Raw genomic sequence first — 15,422 nt, 5'->3', positions numbered from 1 at the left:
GCCGTCACCAGCCATGCCGCACCCGGCAGTTCCACGCGGCCATCGGCGAGGTGAGGCTTCAGCGCTGCCGCCAGCACCGGCCGGGCCGCATCGCCGATGCCGGCATCGCGCACGATGCGCGCCGCCGGACCGATCTTGAGGTTGAAGGACACGGTATCGGCAATCGGATCATCGCCGTCGCCCACCAGCATGGCAAAGGGCACGCTGTGGCAGGCAACATCGCGCCAGCCGGCGGCTTCCAGCAGGGTGACGGTGCGCGCCGCATCGGCGAACGCGAACGGCCCGGGCGCCAGCGGATCGGCCTTGGGCTGTGGCGGCAGCAGATCGGCGAGCGCCGTCAGCGGCAGGGTTGCCCACAGGTTGCGCGCCGGCGGCTGCCAGCAGGCGAACACCAGCCGGCCATCGGGCGCGGCCAGGCTGTGGAGATGGGCAAAGGCGGCCTGCGGATCGGCAAAGAACATCACGCCAAAGCGCGACAGGATGAGATCGAAGCCTTCCTCGCCCGCCCAGGCGCTGGCGTCGGCCGCGATGAACTCGGCGGCGCTGTCCAGCGCTTCGGCGCGGGCGCGGGCGCGGGCCAGCAGCGGCTCGGAAATGTCGAGGCCGATGGCGTGTCCGCCCTCCCCCACCACGGCGTCGACGGCCAGCGTGGTTTCCCCGGCGCCGCAGCCGATGTCGAGCACGGCCTCGCCCGGCTGCGGCGCGGCAGCGGCGAGCAGTGCGGTAGTAACCGGGGTGAGCGCCCGGTCCATGCGCTCCTGCATCTGTACCCAGATGTCGCCGACCTTGCCGTTCCAATAGTCGATCTGTTCGGCGTTGTTCATGGCGCCCTGCCCCGCTGTGTTGACCGTTGCCCTAGCGCCTGAGGGCCAGCGCTGCAACTTCAGGCCAGCTCCGCCGGCTAAGCCCCGCCTGAACAAAGACTTGGCAAAAGCTTTGGCGTTCATGCTAGCCTGCGGTGGGGCGAATTGGAGGGCAAGATGGGCGTCCGCGTTCTGCAGATCGGCATTGATGCCTATCTGCCCGAGGTGCGTGCCTTGAATGGCTGCCGGCACGACGTGGCACGGGTGCGCGAGTGGCTCGACAGCCGGTTCGCACCGTCCGATCTGGCCGTCGAGACCTTGCTCGACGCCGATGCCACGCGCCCCGCCGTGATTGCCGCCATCCGCAATCACCTCGGCCGCGCCGGGCCTGGCGATGCGGTGCTGCTCCACTATGCCGGCCATGGCGCGCGCTCCACCACCAATGCCGCTTTCTTCAGCCTCGATGCCGACCTCAAGGACGAAGGGCTGGTGTGCCACGACAGCCGGCAGGAGCGCGGCTTTGACCTGGCCGACAAGGAGATGGCGCTGCTGATCGAGGAACTGGCCGCCACCGGCGCCAGCATCAGCCTGCTGATGGACTGTTGCCATTCCGGGTCGATCACCCGCGATGCCGACGACATTGCCGGCCTGGTGCCGCGGATGACGACGCCCGGCCCCTACAAGCGCGATCTCGAAACCTATCTCGAGGGCCAGTATGTGCGGATGCAGGCGCAAGGGTCGATCAGCGTGCCGCGGCCGCGCCACCTGTCGATGGCGGCGTGCAGCCCGTTCCAGACGGCCAAGGAAAGCGCCGAGGGCGGCGTGTTCACCAGCGCCCTGCTCGACGTTTTGCAGGCCACGGGCGGCGAGCTGAGCCATGCCGAATTGTTCCAGCGCGTGCGCGTGGCGGTGCGCGGCCATGCCCAGGCCCAGGACCCGCAGTTCGAGGCCATTGGCGGCTTCGATGCCTGGTCCGGCTTCCTGGGCCGCACGGCGCGTGGGCAACGCCGCCTCTATCACGTGCTGCCCGGCGAGAGCTGGCAGGTCGAATGCGGCGCCATCCACGGGCTGGCCAGCGACCCCGACCGGCCGGCGCGGCTGCTGCTCTATGCGTCGGGCAGCGACACGCCGGCCGGCGGCGCCGAGGTGCTGCAGGTGGGCGCCCAGACCAGCCTGATCCGCCCCGATTTCGCCGCCGATCCCGACACCGCGTGGCGGGCCGGCATCAGCAGCTTGCCGCTGCCGCCGCTGCCGGTGGCCGATGCGCTGCCGCCAGCACGCAGCGCGGAGCTTGCCGCCTGCCTTGCCGCCGACACCAGCATCGGCATCGGGCTGGCACCGGCTGATGCTGCAGCGCGCTATCGCCTGGCCGAGGAGGCAGGCGCCATCGTCATCCGGCAGACCGAGCGCGATCTGCTGCTGACCGGGGTTGCCTCGGACGACGCCGGGTGGGCGCCGCTGCTGGCCGAGCAGCTGAAGTCCATCGCCACCTGGGAGCGGTTGGCGGCGCTGGCCAATCCCCGGCCCGCGCTGGCGCCGGGGCTGGTGGATTTCGCCTTCACTGCGGCCGATGGCACCGAGATTGCCAGTGGCGCGCGCGCCACGCTGGATGTCGCTGCCGATGAGCTGGTGCGCGGCCGCATCCGGGCTCGCAACCGTTCTGCCCAGCCGCTGCACCTCGCACTGGTCTATTTCAGCAGCGAGTTCGGCATCCATGTGCTGGAAAATGCCGAGGCGCCGCCCGGCGGCGACTGGGTGGAGCTGTGGGGCAACGGGACCGACGATTATCTCTATGTCGAGAGCGGCGCGGTGCAGGCCGATTTCCTGTTCAAGCTGCTGGTCTCCACCGAGCGGGTGGATGATTTCCTGCTCGCGCAGCAACCGCTGGACATCGGCAGCATCCGCCGTTCGGCCCGCGGCCTCGGCACGGTGAAGCCGGCTCAGAAGCCGGTGAGCAACGACTGGTTCGCGCATGATCTGAGGTTCCGGCTGGTGCGCCGGCAGGGCGTGCTGGGGCCAGCGGCCGTGGCACTGGCCAGCGGCCAGATCCGCATTGCCGCCCACCCCGCCATCACTGCGCAGGTGGCTCTGGCCAGCGCCCGGCCGATGACGCGCGACCTTGCCGGCAGCGATTTCTGGAAGGGCCTTGCCGGTGGCGGCGCCGAACTGGTGAACTTTGCCGGCGAACGCGGCGACGATGCCAGCGTGCTCGAACTGAGCGACATCGCCGGCGCCGAGACGCTGGCGCAGCAGCCGCTGGACATCAGCATCCACGTGCCGGTGGGCGCCGGCGAGATGATCGTGCCGCTGGCCTTCGATGGCCAGCATGTGCTGCCGGTGGGCCGCGCCTGGCGGGAGGCCGATGGCAGCACCCGCCTGCTGGTCGATCATCTGCCCGATCTGCCGGATGATCGCCGCAGCCTGGGCAAGGCGCTGAAGCTCTACATGTTCAAGACGGTGCTGAAACAGGCCAATGTCAACAGCCTGCGCCGGGTGGTGATCGGCAGCGACGGCGCCATCGATTATGACGATGCCGATCTGATCGCCCACGTTGCGCGGGCGCAGCGCATCCTGCTGCTGGTCCACGGCATCATCGGCGACACGCGCAGCCTTGCCGAAGGGGTCGCGCACGCCGGCCTCGCCAGCCAGTTCGACCTGGTGCTGGCCTATGACTATGAGAATCTGTCGACGCCGATTGCTGACACGGCAGCGGCGTTGAAGGACCAACTGGCCGCCAAGGGCATCACCGGCGACAAGCGGATCAGCATCTTGGCGCACAGCATGGGCGGGCTGGTGTCGCGCGCGCTGATCGAATTGAACGGCGGCGCTGGGCTGGTCGATCATCTGGTGATGTGCGGCACACCCAACGCCGGCTCGCCCTTCGGCCGCATTGATGCGGCGCGCAATCTCGCCACCCTGCTGCTCGGGCTGGCCGGGAATGCCATGCCGCCACTGCTGGGCTGGGCGGTGCCGCTGGCGAGCGCCCTCAACGCCACCCGCGCCCTCACGCCCACCCTCGAACAGATGAACCCGGCGTCCGATTTCCTGCGCGCGTTGAATGCCGCGCCGCGCCCTGCCACCCGCTACACCATCCTGGCGGGTGACATCGCGGCGTGCGCGGCGGCGGGCGATCCGCTGCCGGCGCAGTTGGTGGTCAAACTGGGGCAAAGCGCGCTGGTAGAAACGCTGTTCGGCGCGCGCCGCCACGACATCGCGGTGAGTGTGGACAGTATCGATGCCGTTGTGGGCGCCGGCACCGCGCCGCCGCTGGCCTGCCACCACCTCAACTATTTCGCCAGCCCCGCCGGGCTGGCGGCGCTGCGGGCGGTGGCGTGGGCCTGATGCTGCCTCGCCACTCGCAGATTTTGGCGCTAGCATTGCCGCATTCGGGTGGTGTGGGGGTGAGATGAAGCGCTATCTCAATCTGTTGGTAGCCATTTCGCCAGTTGGCGATGGCCAATATGATGCCCGCGTCACCTCCGAAGAAGGCACCGGCACCACCCGCTTCACGCCGCCCTTCCAGCTGTCCGACATCATCAGCCATGCCGTCGGCCCCACCAAGTGGCGCAGCCTGGGCACCGTCAAGCCGCTGGCGCCGCAATTTGCGACGGCGCGCGATTGCGGTGTTGCGCTGTTCGAGACCCTGTTCACCGGCACGGCGCGCGACCTGCTGGTGGCAACCGAAGCCCGCGCCAGCACCCTACCCGATACCGGCGTGCGCATCCGCCTGGCCTTCGATCTCACCCGACCTGGCAGCTCCGAAGTGGCGGCACTGCCCTGGGAGCTGATGCGCCGGCGCGACGATGATCCGCTGGTGGTGACGATGCAGACAGCGCTGGTGCGCGCGCTCGACGTGCCCAAGCCGATCATCCCGCGCCCCTTCATCAAGCCGCTGCGCATCCTCGTCATCCGCTCCAACCCGGAAGGCACCGGCGCGCTCAACCTCGCGAAAGAGGGCCAGATGCTGATCAGCGCGCTGAATCGGCTGCCCGGCATCAAGGTGGACGAAGTGGAACCGGTGGCGGCCGCCATCCGCGACCAGCTGGCGCGGGAGGATTATCATGTCATCCACTACATGGGGCATGGCGATTTCCAGGCCGATCGCGGTGGCATGCTGCTGCTGGAGAACGAGGACAATTCGCCTCACCTGGTGAGCGCCGCCACCTTCGCGGCGTGGCTGAAGGACGAACCGCTGCGGCTGGTGTTCCTCAATGCCTGTGAAACCGGCACCACGCCCGAAGGCGCCGGCCTCCACCCCTTTGCCGGGGTTGCTGCCGCGCTGATCCAGGGCAACACGCCGGCCGTGGTGGCCATGCAGTTCCCGATCTCCGACAGCGCCGCCATCGAATTCGCCCGCACCTTCTACACCCGCATCGCCGACGGCTACCCGGTGGACGCAGCCGTTGCCGAAGGCCGCAAGGCGCTGTTTGACGACGAGGCCACCGAATGGGCGACCCCGGTGCTCTACCTTCGCCCCGATGATGGCAATCTGTTCGACGACAATGCGCCGGAACCGACGAGAAAGCCGGCCGATCCGGTGCCGCTCATGCCGGCAGCAAAACCGGGGGCGCCGCCGCGTGATACGCTGCGGACCCTTGGCATTGCCGCAATGGGCGCGCTCGCCCTCATCGTGGTTGTGGTGCTCTGGGCGGAAGGCTTTTTTGGTGGCCAGACCGCTGCGCCAGAGGCCGTCGCCGCGCCGGCCGCCACTCTGGCCGAAGAGGCGGCCAAGACCATCGCCGACGAAACCAGCCCGGCCGCAGTTGCCATCAACAACCTGCCCACCGCGATCTGGATCAACGATGATCAGGGCACCGAGGGCCACACCGCGTTCATCGCTGCGATGAAAGCGAACCATCCGGAAATGACCGACGCCATGATTGCCGCCGACTTGCGCACGCTGGCAGAAGCTCAGTATCCCGAGGCCCAGTATTTGCTGGCCCGCATCTATGACACTGGCGGGCTTGGCCTCGTGCAATCATCCGAGGAAGCCAATGTCCTGCTGGAGATGTCGGCCGAAGGCGAAATCGCGGCGGCTCAATATCTGCTGGGCCACAGCCTACTGAAGGGCGAGGGCGGCATGGACCCGGATCTGGTTCGGGCTCGTTCCTATCTGGAGAAGGCCGCTGCGCAAGGCAATCGTGCCGCGCAGGCAGACCTGGACAAGGCCGAGAACTGGCAGTGACCAGCCCGCAAGCCCTTGCCGGTTCAGACGCTGCGACGCCTTCGTGTGATGGCGACAAGGTTTCGCCGCGATCCGGTGAAGGCGCCATCGCCGCATGAAGAACTACATCAACCTGCTCGTCTCGATCACACCCAATGGGGCGGGCAGCTTTGCGGTGCGGGCTTCGTCCAGCCAGGGCACGGGCAACGCCAGCTTCAAGCCGCCGTTCCAACTGAGCGATGTGATCGGGCATGCCGTTGGCCCCACACGCTGGCGCAGCCTGGGCACGGTGAAGCCGCTGCCGCCCGGCTTTGCCACGGCGCGTGACTGCGGGGCGGCGCTGTTCGAAGCGCTGTTCACTGGCGAGGTTCGCGATGTGCTGGCGGCCACGGAGGCCGAGGCGCGCTCCCTGCCCGATACCGGCGTGCGCATCCGCCTCGCCTTTGATCTTGGCAACCCGGCCACCGCCGAAGTGGCCGCCCTGCCTTGGGAACTGATGCGGCGACGCAACGATGATCCGCTGGTGGTGACCATGCAGACGGCGCTGGTGCGGGCGCTCGATGTGCCCAAGCCGATCAAGCCGCGGCCGCTGATCAAGCCCCTGCGCATCCTGATGATCCGCTCCAACCCGGAAGGCACGGACGCGCTGGGCCTCGCCAGGGAAGGTGAACTGCTGGTGGCCGCGCTGCGCCGCCTGCCCGACATCGTGGTGGATGATGTGGCGCCGGTGCCCAGTGCCATCCGCGATCAATTGGGCCAGGAGGATTATCACGTCGTCCATTACATGGGCCATGGCGACTATCAGGCCGATCGTGGCGGCATGCTGCTGCTGGAGAATGAACAGGGTGCGCCCGTTCGGGTGGCCGGCACCACCTTTGCGGCCTGGCTGAAGGACGAACCGCTGCGGCTGGTGTTCCTCAACGCCTGTGAAACCGGGACAACCCCCGATGGCGCCAGTGCGCATCCCTTCTGCGGGGTGGCGGCAGCGCTGATCCAGAGCAATGCGCCCGCCGTTGTGGCGATGCAGTTCCCGATTTCCGACGCCGCCGCCATCGAGTTTGCCCGCACCTTCTACACGCGGATCGCCCGCGGCCTGCCGGTGGATGCCGCCGTGGCGGAAGGGCGCAAGGCGCTGTTCGATGACGAGGCGAACGAATGGGCCACGCCCGTGCTCTATCTGCGCCCGGCCGATGGCAATCTGTTCGACAATGCCGCGCCGGAACCGAAACGGACCGTGCCACACCCCGAACCGATGCCCCCCAAAACTGCCCTGGAGCCGGCGCCAGAAGCCCAACTGGCGTCCATCGTGGCGCCCGCGCCACCCGGACGCCGCAAGTTCTCCTTCAAGACCGGGTTCCTTTCGATCACTGGGGTCTGCGCTGCGCTGCTCGTCTACAGTGTTTTCGCCGGCAGAGTTCCGTCGGAGCCGACGCCGCCAGACCCGCAAGCGACGGAGGTGGAACCGGCAGCAGACACTGCTGAGGCCGAACCGGCATCGCCACCACCGGCGGCAACGGAGGCGAACACGGTTGCCGATTCAACCGATCCGGCAGCCGACGCCTTCAGGGCCGTGCCGGCCGAATTCTGGATCAACGAAGATCCAGAGACTTTCAACTGGGAGAAGGTTGCAGAAAACCTGGAAGGGACAGTCCAGGAAAAGGTTGAAGCGATCGCGCGTCTGGCAAAACAAGGTTATCCGGAAGCCGAGTTCGTTTTGTCAGACATCTATCTGCACGGCGAATTGGGACAATTGGAGAATGCGCCCGAGGCCAGACGCCTGCTGTTGCGGGCTGCTGGCAAGAACCTCACGGTCGCGCAATTTTTCGTGGGCTATAACTATTGCTATGGTGTCGATGGATTTCAAACAAATCTGGCATCGGCAAAGCAGTATCTTGAACTTGCCAGCGCGGGCGGCAACAAGAGAGCACCGCCGCTGTTGGCAGCATTGGCCAATACAGGCGCCTGCCCGCAATGAATGCCGGGGCTGCCTCATCCACACCGTTGGCGCGCAATGGCGCACCAGCCACGATCTTCCTGAGCTACTCCCGGGTTGATGAGCCGCGCGTGATGCCGTTGATCGCGGCGCTGGAATCGGCTGGTCACGCCGTCTGGTGGGATGGGCTGTTACAACCGGGCGAACGCTTTGCCGAGACCACGGCTGCTGCCCTGGAGCAGGCGCGCGCCGTGCTGGTCTGCTGGTCGGGCACCTCGGTGAAATCGCACTGGGTGCATGACGAGGCGACGCGGGGCCGGGATCGCGGCTGCCTGCTGCCGGTCAGCCTCGATGGCACGCTGCCGCCGCTGGGCTTCGGCCAGTTCCAGAGCATCGATCTGTCGCGCGCCCGGCCCGGTGATGCCTCCTATGGCCAGGTGCTGGCGGCGCTGGACTCCCTTTTGGACGGCACACCCAAGGCCCCCGTGGCAAGGGCGCTGGCCGCACCACCGCGCCTTGACCGGCGCTGGCTGCTGGCCGGCGGCGGGGTGGCGGTGCTGGCGGCTGGTGGCGGCCTCGTCTGGCAGGCCGGCTGGCTGGCCAGCCCGGCGGCTGCCAGCAGCCTGGCGGTGCTGCCGTTTGCCAATCTGTCGGGCGATCCGGCGCGTGACTATTTCGCCGATGGGCTTGCAGCCGAGGTGCGCGCCGAACTGGCCCGCAACCCGCGCCTGCAGGTGGCGGCACAGGCGTCTTCCAACCGCTTTCGCGGTCGGCCCGGCGATGCCCGCGACATCGCCCGCCAACTGGGCGTGGCGCATCTGCTCGATGGCAATGTCAGGGTGGGCAATGGTCGGGTGCGGGTGGCGGCCGAGCTGATCGACGGGCGCAGCGGCTTTTCGGTTTGGACCGAAAGTTATGACCGCGCGCTGGCCGACGTGTTTGCCGTGCAGGACGAGATTGCCGGCAGCGTGACCGCGGCTTTGGTCAGCCGCTTGTTTGGCCGGGCACAGCCGCGCGGCCGCCAGGCAGGCGGCACAGAGGTTGTGGCCGCCTATGACGCATGGCTGCGCGGGATTCACCTATACAACCAGGCACTGTCCGAAGCGACCGACCGGGCAGCGCTGGCCGCCTTCGATGCCGCACTGGTCGCCGATCCCGGTTATGGCCTCGCCCACGCCGGGCGCTCCCGCGCGCTGACGGTGATCGCCAATCTCTATCTGACCGGCACAGCGCGGCGGCAGGCCTTTGCCGATGCCATTGCAGCCGCCCGCGAGGCGGTGGCTCAGGCCCCCGACAGCGCCGACGCGCAGGCCGCTCTGGGCTTTGCGCTGTTCAATGGCGCGCTCGACGCCAGGGCGGCGCGTGGCCCCTATGATCGGGCGGCCGCGCTGGGCCAGGGCGATGCCGAGGTGCTGAGCCGCTTTGGCATCTTTGCGGCCCGCTGCGGCCGGATTGCCGAAGGCCGCAGCGCACTGGCCAAGGCCCGCCGGCTCGATCCATTGAACGCCCGCACCGCCTGGCTTGCCGGCGAAGTGGAATATATTGCCCGCCAGTATCCTGCCGCCATCGCCCAGGTGGAGCGTGCCCTGGCCTTGAACCCGGACTTGTCGGTGGCCTGGTGGGCCCTTGGCGCCGCGCAGTTGAGGCAGGGAAATATTGCTGCGGCGGCCGAGGCCTTTGGCAAGGAAAGCAACAGCCTGTTTCGGCTTGCCGGACAGGCGATCGTGCAGCAGCGACAGGGTGACCGGGCCGCTGCACGGCGTAGCCTTGCCGGCATGGTGAAAGCGCACGGCGACAATGCGCTCTATCAGCAGGCACAGGTGCTGGCGGCGTGGGGGGACCACGAAGGCGCGCTAGCCGCGCTGGAACGAGCGCGCGAGACGGGAGACGCCGGGATCATGTATGTACGTGGAGACCCGTTGTTCGACGGGGTGCGGGGCGATCCCCGGTTCAAGCGCCTGCTGGCGGCGCTGGGGTTCTCATAAGCCAGCCTGTTTGGGGAGGACGGCAATGACCGACGACAAGAAGAAGAAACCGGCTGGCGGTGCCCGTGGCGGTGCCAAGGCCGGCATGGGTGATCGCGGCGGTAGCAAGGCTGGTATGGGCGATCGCGGCGGCAAGGGAATGGGTGACCGCGGCGGCATGGGCGATCGCGGCGGCAAGGGAATGGGTGACCGCGGCGGTAGCGAGGAACGCTGAACGGCCGCGGCGGGGTCGGCCGGCAGCACCGGCCGACCCCGCTCAGCCCTTACATCTCGTCGCTGTCGTCATCCGCCGAAGGACCGACCATCAGGGCATCGGAAATGCCCGCGGCATTGTCGCGGATGATCTTCTCGATCTTCGCGGCGATGTCGGGATTGTCCTTCAGATATTTCTTGGCGTTCTCACGGCCCTGGCCGATGCGCACGCTGTCGTGGCTGAACCAGGCGCCTGATTTCTCGACCACGCCGGCCTTGACGCCCAGATCGAGGATTTCCCCGATCTTGGAGACGCCTTCGCCATACATGATGTCGAACTCCACCTGCTTGAAGGGCGGCGCCACCTTGTTCTTCACCACCTTCACCCTGGTGGTGTTGCCGATGATGTCGTCACGTTCCTTGATCTGGCCGGTGCGGCGGATGTCGAGGCGGACCGAGGCATAGAATTTCAGCGCATTGCCGCCCGTGGTCGTCTCCGGGTTGCCATACATCACGCCGATCTTCATGCGCAGCTGGTTGATGAAGATGACCAGGCAGCGCGACCGGCTGATCGAACCGGTCAGCTTGCGCAGCGACTGGCTCATCAGGCGGGCCTGCAGGCCGACATGGCTGTCGCCCATCTCGCCCTCGATCTCGGCACGCGGAACCAGCGCAGCGACCGAATCGACCACCAGCACATCGATGGCGTTGGAGCGAACCAGCGTATCGACGATCTCCAGCGCCTGCTCACCCGTATCGGGCTGCGAGACGATCAGCTCGTCGATGTTGACGCCAAGCTTCTTGGCATAGACCGGGTCAAGCGCGTGTTCGGCATCGACGAAGGCCGCCGTGCCGCCCATCTTCTGAGCTTCGGCAATGGCGTGCAGGGCCAGCGTTGTCTTGCCCGAGCTTTCCGGGCCATAGATTTCCACCACGCGACCGCGTGGCAGGCCACCGATGCCCAGCGCCAGATCAAGGCTGAGCGAACCGGTGGAGATCGCCTCCACCTCCATCGCGTCGCGCTGGCCGAGCTTCATGACAGAGCCCTTGCCGAACGCGCGGTCAATCTGGGCCAGAGCCGCTTCCAGTGCCTTCTGCCGATCCATGCCTGATTCTACCACCTTGAGCGCTGTTGCCATGACCCGTTCCCTTCCCTGAAGCCCAGTCCGAAGTTCGTCAACGGCTTTTGGTGTACACCAATTGTTCTAGGGGAACAAGAGTGGAACGAAGACCTATTCGCGGGTTTCCAGCGGCTGCGCCGACGCAATGGCGGCGACCAGTTCGGTCAGCGCGAAGGGCTTGGCCAGAAAGCGGATTCCGCGGGCGTCGGCGGCCCGGTGGCGGGGCAGTTCGGCATAGCCCGACATCAGCACGATGCCGAGACCGGGGCGCAGTTTCGCCGCCTCGATGGCCAGTTCGACGCCGTCGATGCCCGGCATCATGACGTCTGACACCATCACATCGGGGGTGAGGCCGTCGCGCAGCAGGGCCAGCGCCGCCACGGCATCGGCGGCAGTCGATACGATACAGCCCTGGCGTTCGAGCCCGCGCGCGAACACGGTGCGCACCGCGGCTTCATCCTCCACCAGCAGCACGTTGAGGCCGGTGGGGCCGGGCGTCGTGTCCTGGGCGGGCGCAGCGCCCCGCGCGGCGGTTGCCAACCCCCGCGCCGGGCGGCCGGGCAGATAGATGGAGAAGGTGGTACCGCGCCCGCCAGGACCGGGCCGCGCGAAGATATAGCCGTCTGATTGCTTTACGATGCCATAGACGGTGGACAGGCCCAGCCCGGTGCCCTGCCCCTGCGCCTTGGTGGTGAAGAAGGGCTCGAAGATCTTGCCGATGATGGAAGGCGGGATGCCCGAGCCTGTGTCGGTGACGTTGATGGCGACCTGGTCAATCTCGGGAATGATGGCATGGCCGAGCGCCGCCACCTCGCGGCGCGGCACGTCGGCGATGCTGATCACCAGCCGGCCATTGCCCTTCATGGCGTCGCGGGCGTTGACCGCAAGGTTGACGATCACCTGCTCCATCTGGCCGGGATCGGCTTTCACCGCCAGCCGCCCGGGCGGGGTCGCGATCTCCAGCTCGATCGCCGGGCCCAGAAGTTGCGCCAGCAGCGGCCGCAGCCCAGCAACCAGCTGGCGCAGGTCGAGCAGCTGCCGGCGCTGCGGCTGGCGGCGGGCGAAGGCCAGCAGCTGCGCCACCAGGTTGGCGCCGCGCTCCCCGTTGCGGCGGATTTCCAGCAGCGCATCCCGATCGGGCCCGGCATGAACCTGGCGTTCCAGCAGCTGATCGGTCAGCGCCAGCTGGGCCGTTAGCAGGTTGTTGAAATCATGGGCAATGCCGCCGGCCAGCTGGCCCACCGATTGCAGGCGCGTGGCGGCCGCCACCTGTGCCTCCAGCTTCATCTGCTCGCGGATGTCGCGCATCGCGATCAGGGCCGACACGCCCAGTCCCGGCGGCATCGGCACCAGATTGATATCGCGCAGTTCGTCGGGCCGATTGTTGAGCGCGAGGCGCAGCACCTGCGGATCGCCGCCATCCAGCGCATCGGCCACGGCACGCGCCAGGAGCGGCGCATCATCGGCCACCACCATGGCTTCGGGCCGCATTCCCGGCCGCCAGCTGTCGCCGGCGGTCGCCTTCATGGCATCATTGCCGGCAGCCATACGCCCAGCGCTGTCGAGCACGGCCAGCGCGACCGGCAGGTTCATCACCAGCGCCGACAGCCAGGGGCTGGTCAGGCCTTCGGCATAAGGTGCCGGCCAGCCCGATGTCGGCTCCGGGCTGGCCTGCGTCACCGCGGCTTCGATGGCGGAGCGATCAGGAATAACGCTGCTCCGTCCAGGGATCGCCGTCGTTGTGATAGCCGCGCACCTCCCAGAAACCGGGCTTGTCCACGGCGAGCACCTCGATGCGCACCAGCCACTTGGCCGATTTCCAGAAATACCAGCGCGGGATGATCGCCCTGACCGGCCCGCCGTGATCGCGGGAGAGCGGCGCGCCATCGTGCGAGTGCGCAATCAGGCAATCATCGCCGGCAAAGCGCTCCAGCGTGACATTGGTGGTATAGCCGTCGGCGCCGTGCAGCACCACGACATTGGCCTGCGGCAGCGGCTGCACCACGCTCAGGAGCTGGCTGGACGCCACGCCCTGCCAGCGGTTGTCGAAGCGCGACCATTGGGTGACGCAGTGGATGTCGGACACGTCCTCCACCTGCGGCTGGGCCATCAATGCATCCCAGTCCCAGGTGACAGGGTTGGCCACCGCACCATCGACCGCGAGGCGCCATTCGGCCCGGGGAATGTCGGGCTTGATGCCCAGGTCGAGCACCGGCCAGTTGGTGACCAGCCGCTGGCCCGGCGGCAGGCGGCTGGCATGATCGGGGTCGGCGGTGCCGGTGAGCAGCCGGCCTTCCTTGGCCCAGGCCTGCTTGATGGCGATCAGCCTGTCCCGAATGCCGGCCATCAGCCGCGCTCCCTCAAGAGCCGCGCCCGGTCGCGCTGCCAGTCGCGCTCCTTGGCCGTCTCGCGCTTGTCGTGCAGTTTCTTGCCGCGTCCCAAGGCCAGCTCCACCTTTGCCCGCCCGCGATCATTGAAATAGATGGCGAGCGGGATCAAGGTCATCCCCTGCCGGGTGACGGCGCTGTTGAACTTTTCGATCTCGCGGGCGTGCATCAACAGCTTGCGGGGCCGCTTGGGCTCGTGGTTGAAGCGGTTGCCGTGACTGAACTCGTTGATGGTGGCGTTGACCAGCCACATCTGCCCGTCCTTCACCTCGGCAAAGCTTTCGGCGATGCTGGCCTGGCCAATGCGCAGCGACTTGACCTCGGTGCCGGTCAGCATGATGCCGGCCTCCACCGTGTCCTCGATGAAATATTCGAAGCGCGCCCGCCGGTTCTCGGCAACCGTCTTCACCTTCACGCCGACTGCAGGTTTTGGGCGAACCATCAAACGCTGGCCATCACATCAGGCCCGCATGCACAAGGGCGGCGTCCACCGCCGCCTTCGACGCGGCCGACGGCTCGGCGATGGGCAGGCGCACTTCGGCACCCATGCGGCCCAGCCGTGCCAATGCATACTTGGTCGGCCCCGGCGAGGCATCGCTGAACAGCGCGGCGTGCAGCGGCTGCAGGCGGTCGTTGATGGCGAGCGCGGCGCGATAATCGCCCCTCAGGCTGGCCTCCTGCATCTGCGCGCACAGCTTGGGGGCGACATTGGCAGTGACGGAAATGGCCCCCACCCCGCCCTGCGCGTTGAAGCCCAGCGCCATGTCGTCATTGCCCGACAGCTGGATGAAATCCGCCCCGCAGGCCAATCGCTGCTGCGCCACCCGCGCGATGTTGCCGGTGGCATCCTTGACGCCGATGACGCGCGGCAAGCGGCTGAGCGCCGCCATGGTCTCCACACTCATGTCGGCCACGCTGCGGCCTGGGATGTTGTAGATAATGATCGGCAGCCGCGTCGCATCATGCAGGGCGGTGAAATGCGCGAGCAGGCCGGCCTGGCTGGGTTTGTTGTAATAGGGCACGACGATCAGCGCCGCATCGGCGCCCACCTTCTCGGCATGGGCAAGGTGGGCCAGTGCAGTTCGAGTGTCGTTGCTGCCGCAGCCGGCGATCACCGGGACCCGGTGGCGCGCCACCTCCACGCAGGCGGTGATCACCGCGTAATGTTCTTCGTGGCTCAGGGTCGGCGATTCCCCGGTGGTGCCCACCGGCACCAGGCCGTGGCTACCCTCGCCGATCTGCCATTCGACATGCGCGGCAAAGCCATCGAGATCGACCGCGCCGTCCCGGAATGGAGTGACGAGCGCGGGCATCGAGCCCCGGAATTCGCTGTGGCTCTGGTTCATTGCCTGTTTCCCTGCCCCCTCTTATCACGGGGCGATGATGCGCGCGCGTGATAGAAGCCGGTGGCCCCTCGTGTCCAGTCTGCTGCTGGCCCTGGTCCTTGTTGCGCCTGCCGCTGCGCAGACCATCGATGCCGCCAGCATCGCCCGCTATCGCGCCCTGTTGGCCGACAATGCCGCCGGCCGCCCGGCCCTGCTGCCCGCCGCACCGCTCACCGGCACTAGTTCGCTGGCGATCCTCGATGAAGTGGTGACCTGGGACCGTCTGCGCCGCGAGTCCGCGCGCGCGCCCTTTGCCGACTATGCCGCCTTCCTGCCCGGTCACCGCGACTGGCCGCAGGCCGCCACGCTGCGCCGGCTGGCCGAGCGCGCCATCACCGATGACACACCGGCCGACGCGGTGATCCGGCACTTCACCGCGCTGCCGCCGCTGACGGCGGAGGGCAAATGGCGCCTGGCAGAGGCGCTGGCCAATAGCGGCCGCATGGCCGACG

The 15,422-nt window shown here is 67.7% G+C and carries 11 protein-coding genes and 1 pseudogene; 6 read left to right on the top strand and 6 right to left on the bottom strand.

Translation table 11 applies throughout. The annotated features are described in order from the left end of the window. Positions 1-824 (bottom strand): class I SAM-dependent methyltransferase (locus tag GJV64_RS04145; protein ID WP_164156018.1); only part of this gene is annotated, 824 nt, incomplete at its 3' end. A gap of 156 nt (positions 825-980) precedes the next feature. Here GJV64_RS04145 and GJV64_RS04140 point away from each other — a divergent pair. The 5 genes from GJV64_RS04140 to GJV64_RS04120 all read left to right on the top strand — a co-directional run bounded on the left by GJV64_RS04140 (position 981) and on the right by GJV64_RS04120 (position 10,099). Next, positions 981-4,145: a caspase family protein gene (locus GJV64_RS04140; protein ID WP_164156017.1), complete on the top strand. Its 3,165-nt coding sequence runs from the start codon at positions 981-983 to the stop codon at positions 4,143-4,145. Between the two features lie 64 nt (positions 4,146-4,209). Beyond that, positions 4,210-5,988, top strand: coding sequence for a CHAT domain-containing protein (locus tag GJV64_RS04135; RefSeq protein ID WP_164156016.1), 1,779 nt, complete (start codon positions 4,210-4,212; stop codon positions 5,986-5,988). 94 nt (positions 5,989-6,082) lie between these two features. After that, complete coding sequence (locus tag GJV64_RS04130; protein WP_164156015.1) at positions 6,083-7,942, top strand: CHAT domain-containing protein; 1,860 nt, start codon at positions 6,083-6,085, stop codon at positions 7,940-7,942. Continuing rightward, positions 7,939-9,885 (top strand): TIR domain-containing protein, encoded by a 1,947-nt coding sequence (locus GJV64_RS04125; RefSeq protein WP_268920631.1) that lies wholly within the window; start codon positions 7,939-7,941, stop codon positions 9,883-9,885. Before GJV64_RS04130 ends, GJV64_RS04125 begins: the two co-directional genes overlap by 4 nt. A 25-nt stretch (positions 9,886-9,910) precedes the next feature. Next, positions 9,911-10,099 carry a hypothetical protein gene (locus tag GJV64_RS04120; protein ID WP_205599522.1) on the top strand — a complete coding sequence of 63 codons (189 nt, stop codon included), beginning with the start codon at positions 9,911-9,913 and terminating at the stop codon, positions 10,097-10,099. A gap of 49 nt (positions 10,100-10,148) precedes the next feature. Here the strand turns inward: GJV64_RS04120 and recA are convergent, their stop codons facing one another. The 5 genes from recA to dapA all read right to left on the bottom strand — a co-directional run bounded on the left by recA (position 10,149) and on the right by dapA (position 14,931). Beyond that, a complete protein-coding gene (gene recA, locus GJV64_RS04115) occupies positions 10,149-11,216 on the bottom strand; it encodes a recombinase RecA (protein ID WP_164156013.1) in 1,068 nt (355 codons plus the stop codon). A 93-nt stretch (positions 11,217-11,309) separates the two neighbouring features. After that, a complete protein-coding gene (locus GJV64_RS04110) occupies positions 11,310-12,878 on the bottom strand; it encodes a hybrid sensor histidine kinase/response regulator (RefSeq protein WP_164156012.1) in 1,569 nt (522 codons plus the stop codon). A gap of 22 nt (positions 12,879-12,900) precedes the next feature. Then, positions 12,901-13,545, bottom strand: coding sequence for a sulfite oxidase-like oxidoreductase (locus GJV64_RS04105; protein ID WP_164156011.1), 645 nt, complete (start codon positions 13,543-13,545; stop codon positions 12,901-12,903). Further along, on the bottom strand, positions 13,545-14,027 hold the full coding sequence (gene smpB, locus GJV64_RS04100) for an SsrA-binding protein SmpB (RefSeq protein ID WP_164156010.1): 483 nt from the start codon (positions 14,025-14,027) through the stop codon (positions 13,545-13,547). Before smpB ends, GJV64_RS04105 begins: the two co-directional genes overlap by 1 nt. 13 nt (positions 14,028-14,040) lie before the next feature. Next, positions 14,041-14,931: a 4-hydroxy-tetrahydrodipicolinate synthase gene (dapA, locus tag GJV64_RS04095; RefSeq protein WP_164156009.1), complete on the bottom strand. Its 891-nt coding sequence runs from the start codon at positions 14,929-14,931 to the stop codon at positions 14,041-14,043. Between the two features lie 70 nt (positions 14,932-15,001). Here dapA and GJV64_RS04090 point away from each other — a divergent pair. Then, positions 15,002-15,422: pseudogene (locus tag GJV64_RS04090) on the top strand (lytic transglycosylase domain-containing protein); the annotation flags it as partial.

It is taken from the genome of Sandarakinorhabdus rubra, assembly GCF_010994245.1.
GTDB lineage: Bacteria > Pseudomonadota > Alphaproteobacteria > Sphingomonadales > Sphingomonadaceae > Sandarakinorhabdus > Sandarakinorhabdus rubra.
Note: the sequence above shows the minus strand (reverse complement) of the source record. Positions and strands in the feature narration are given on the sequence as shown.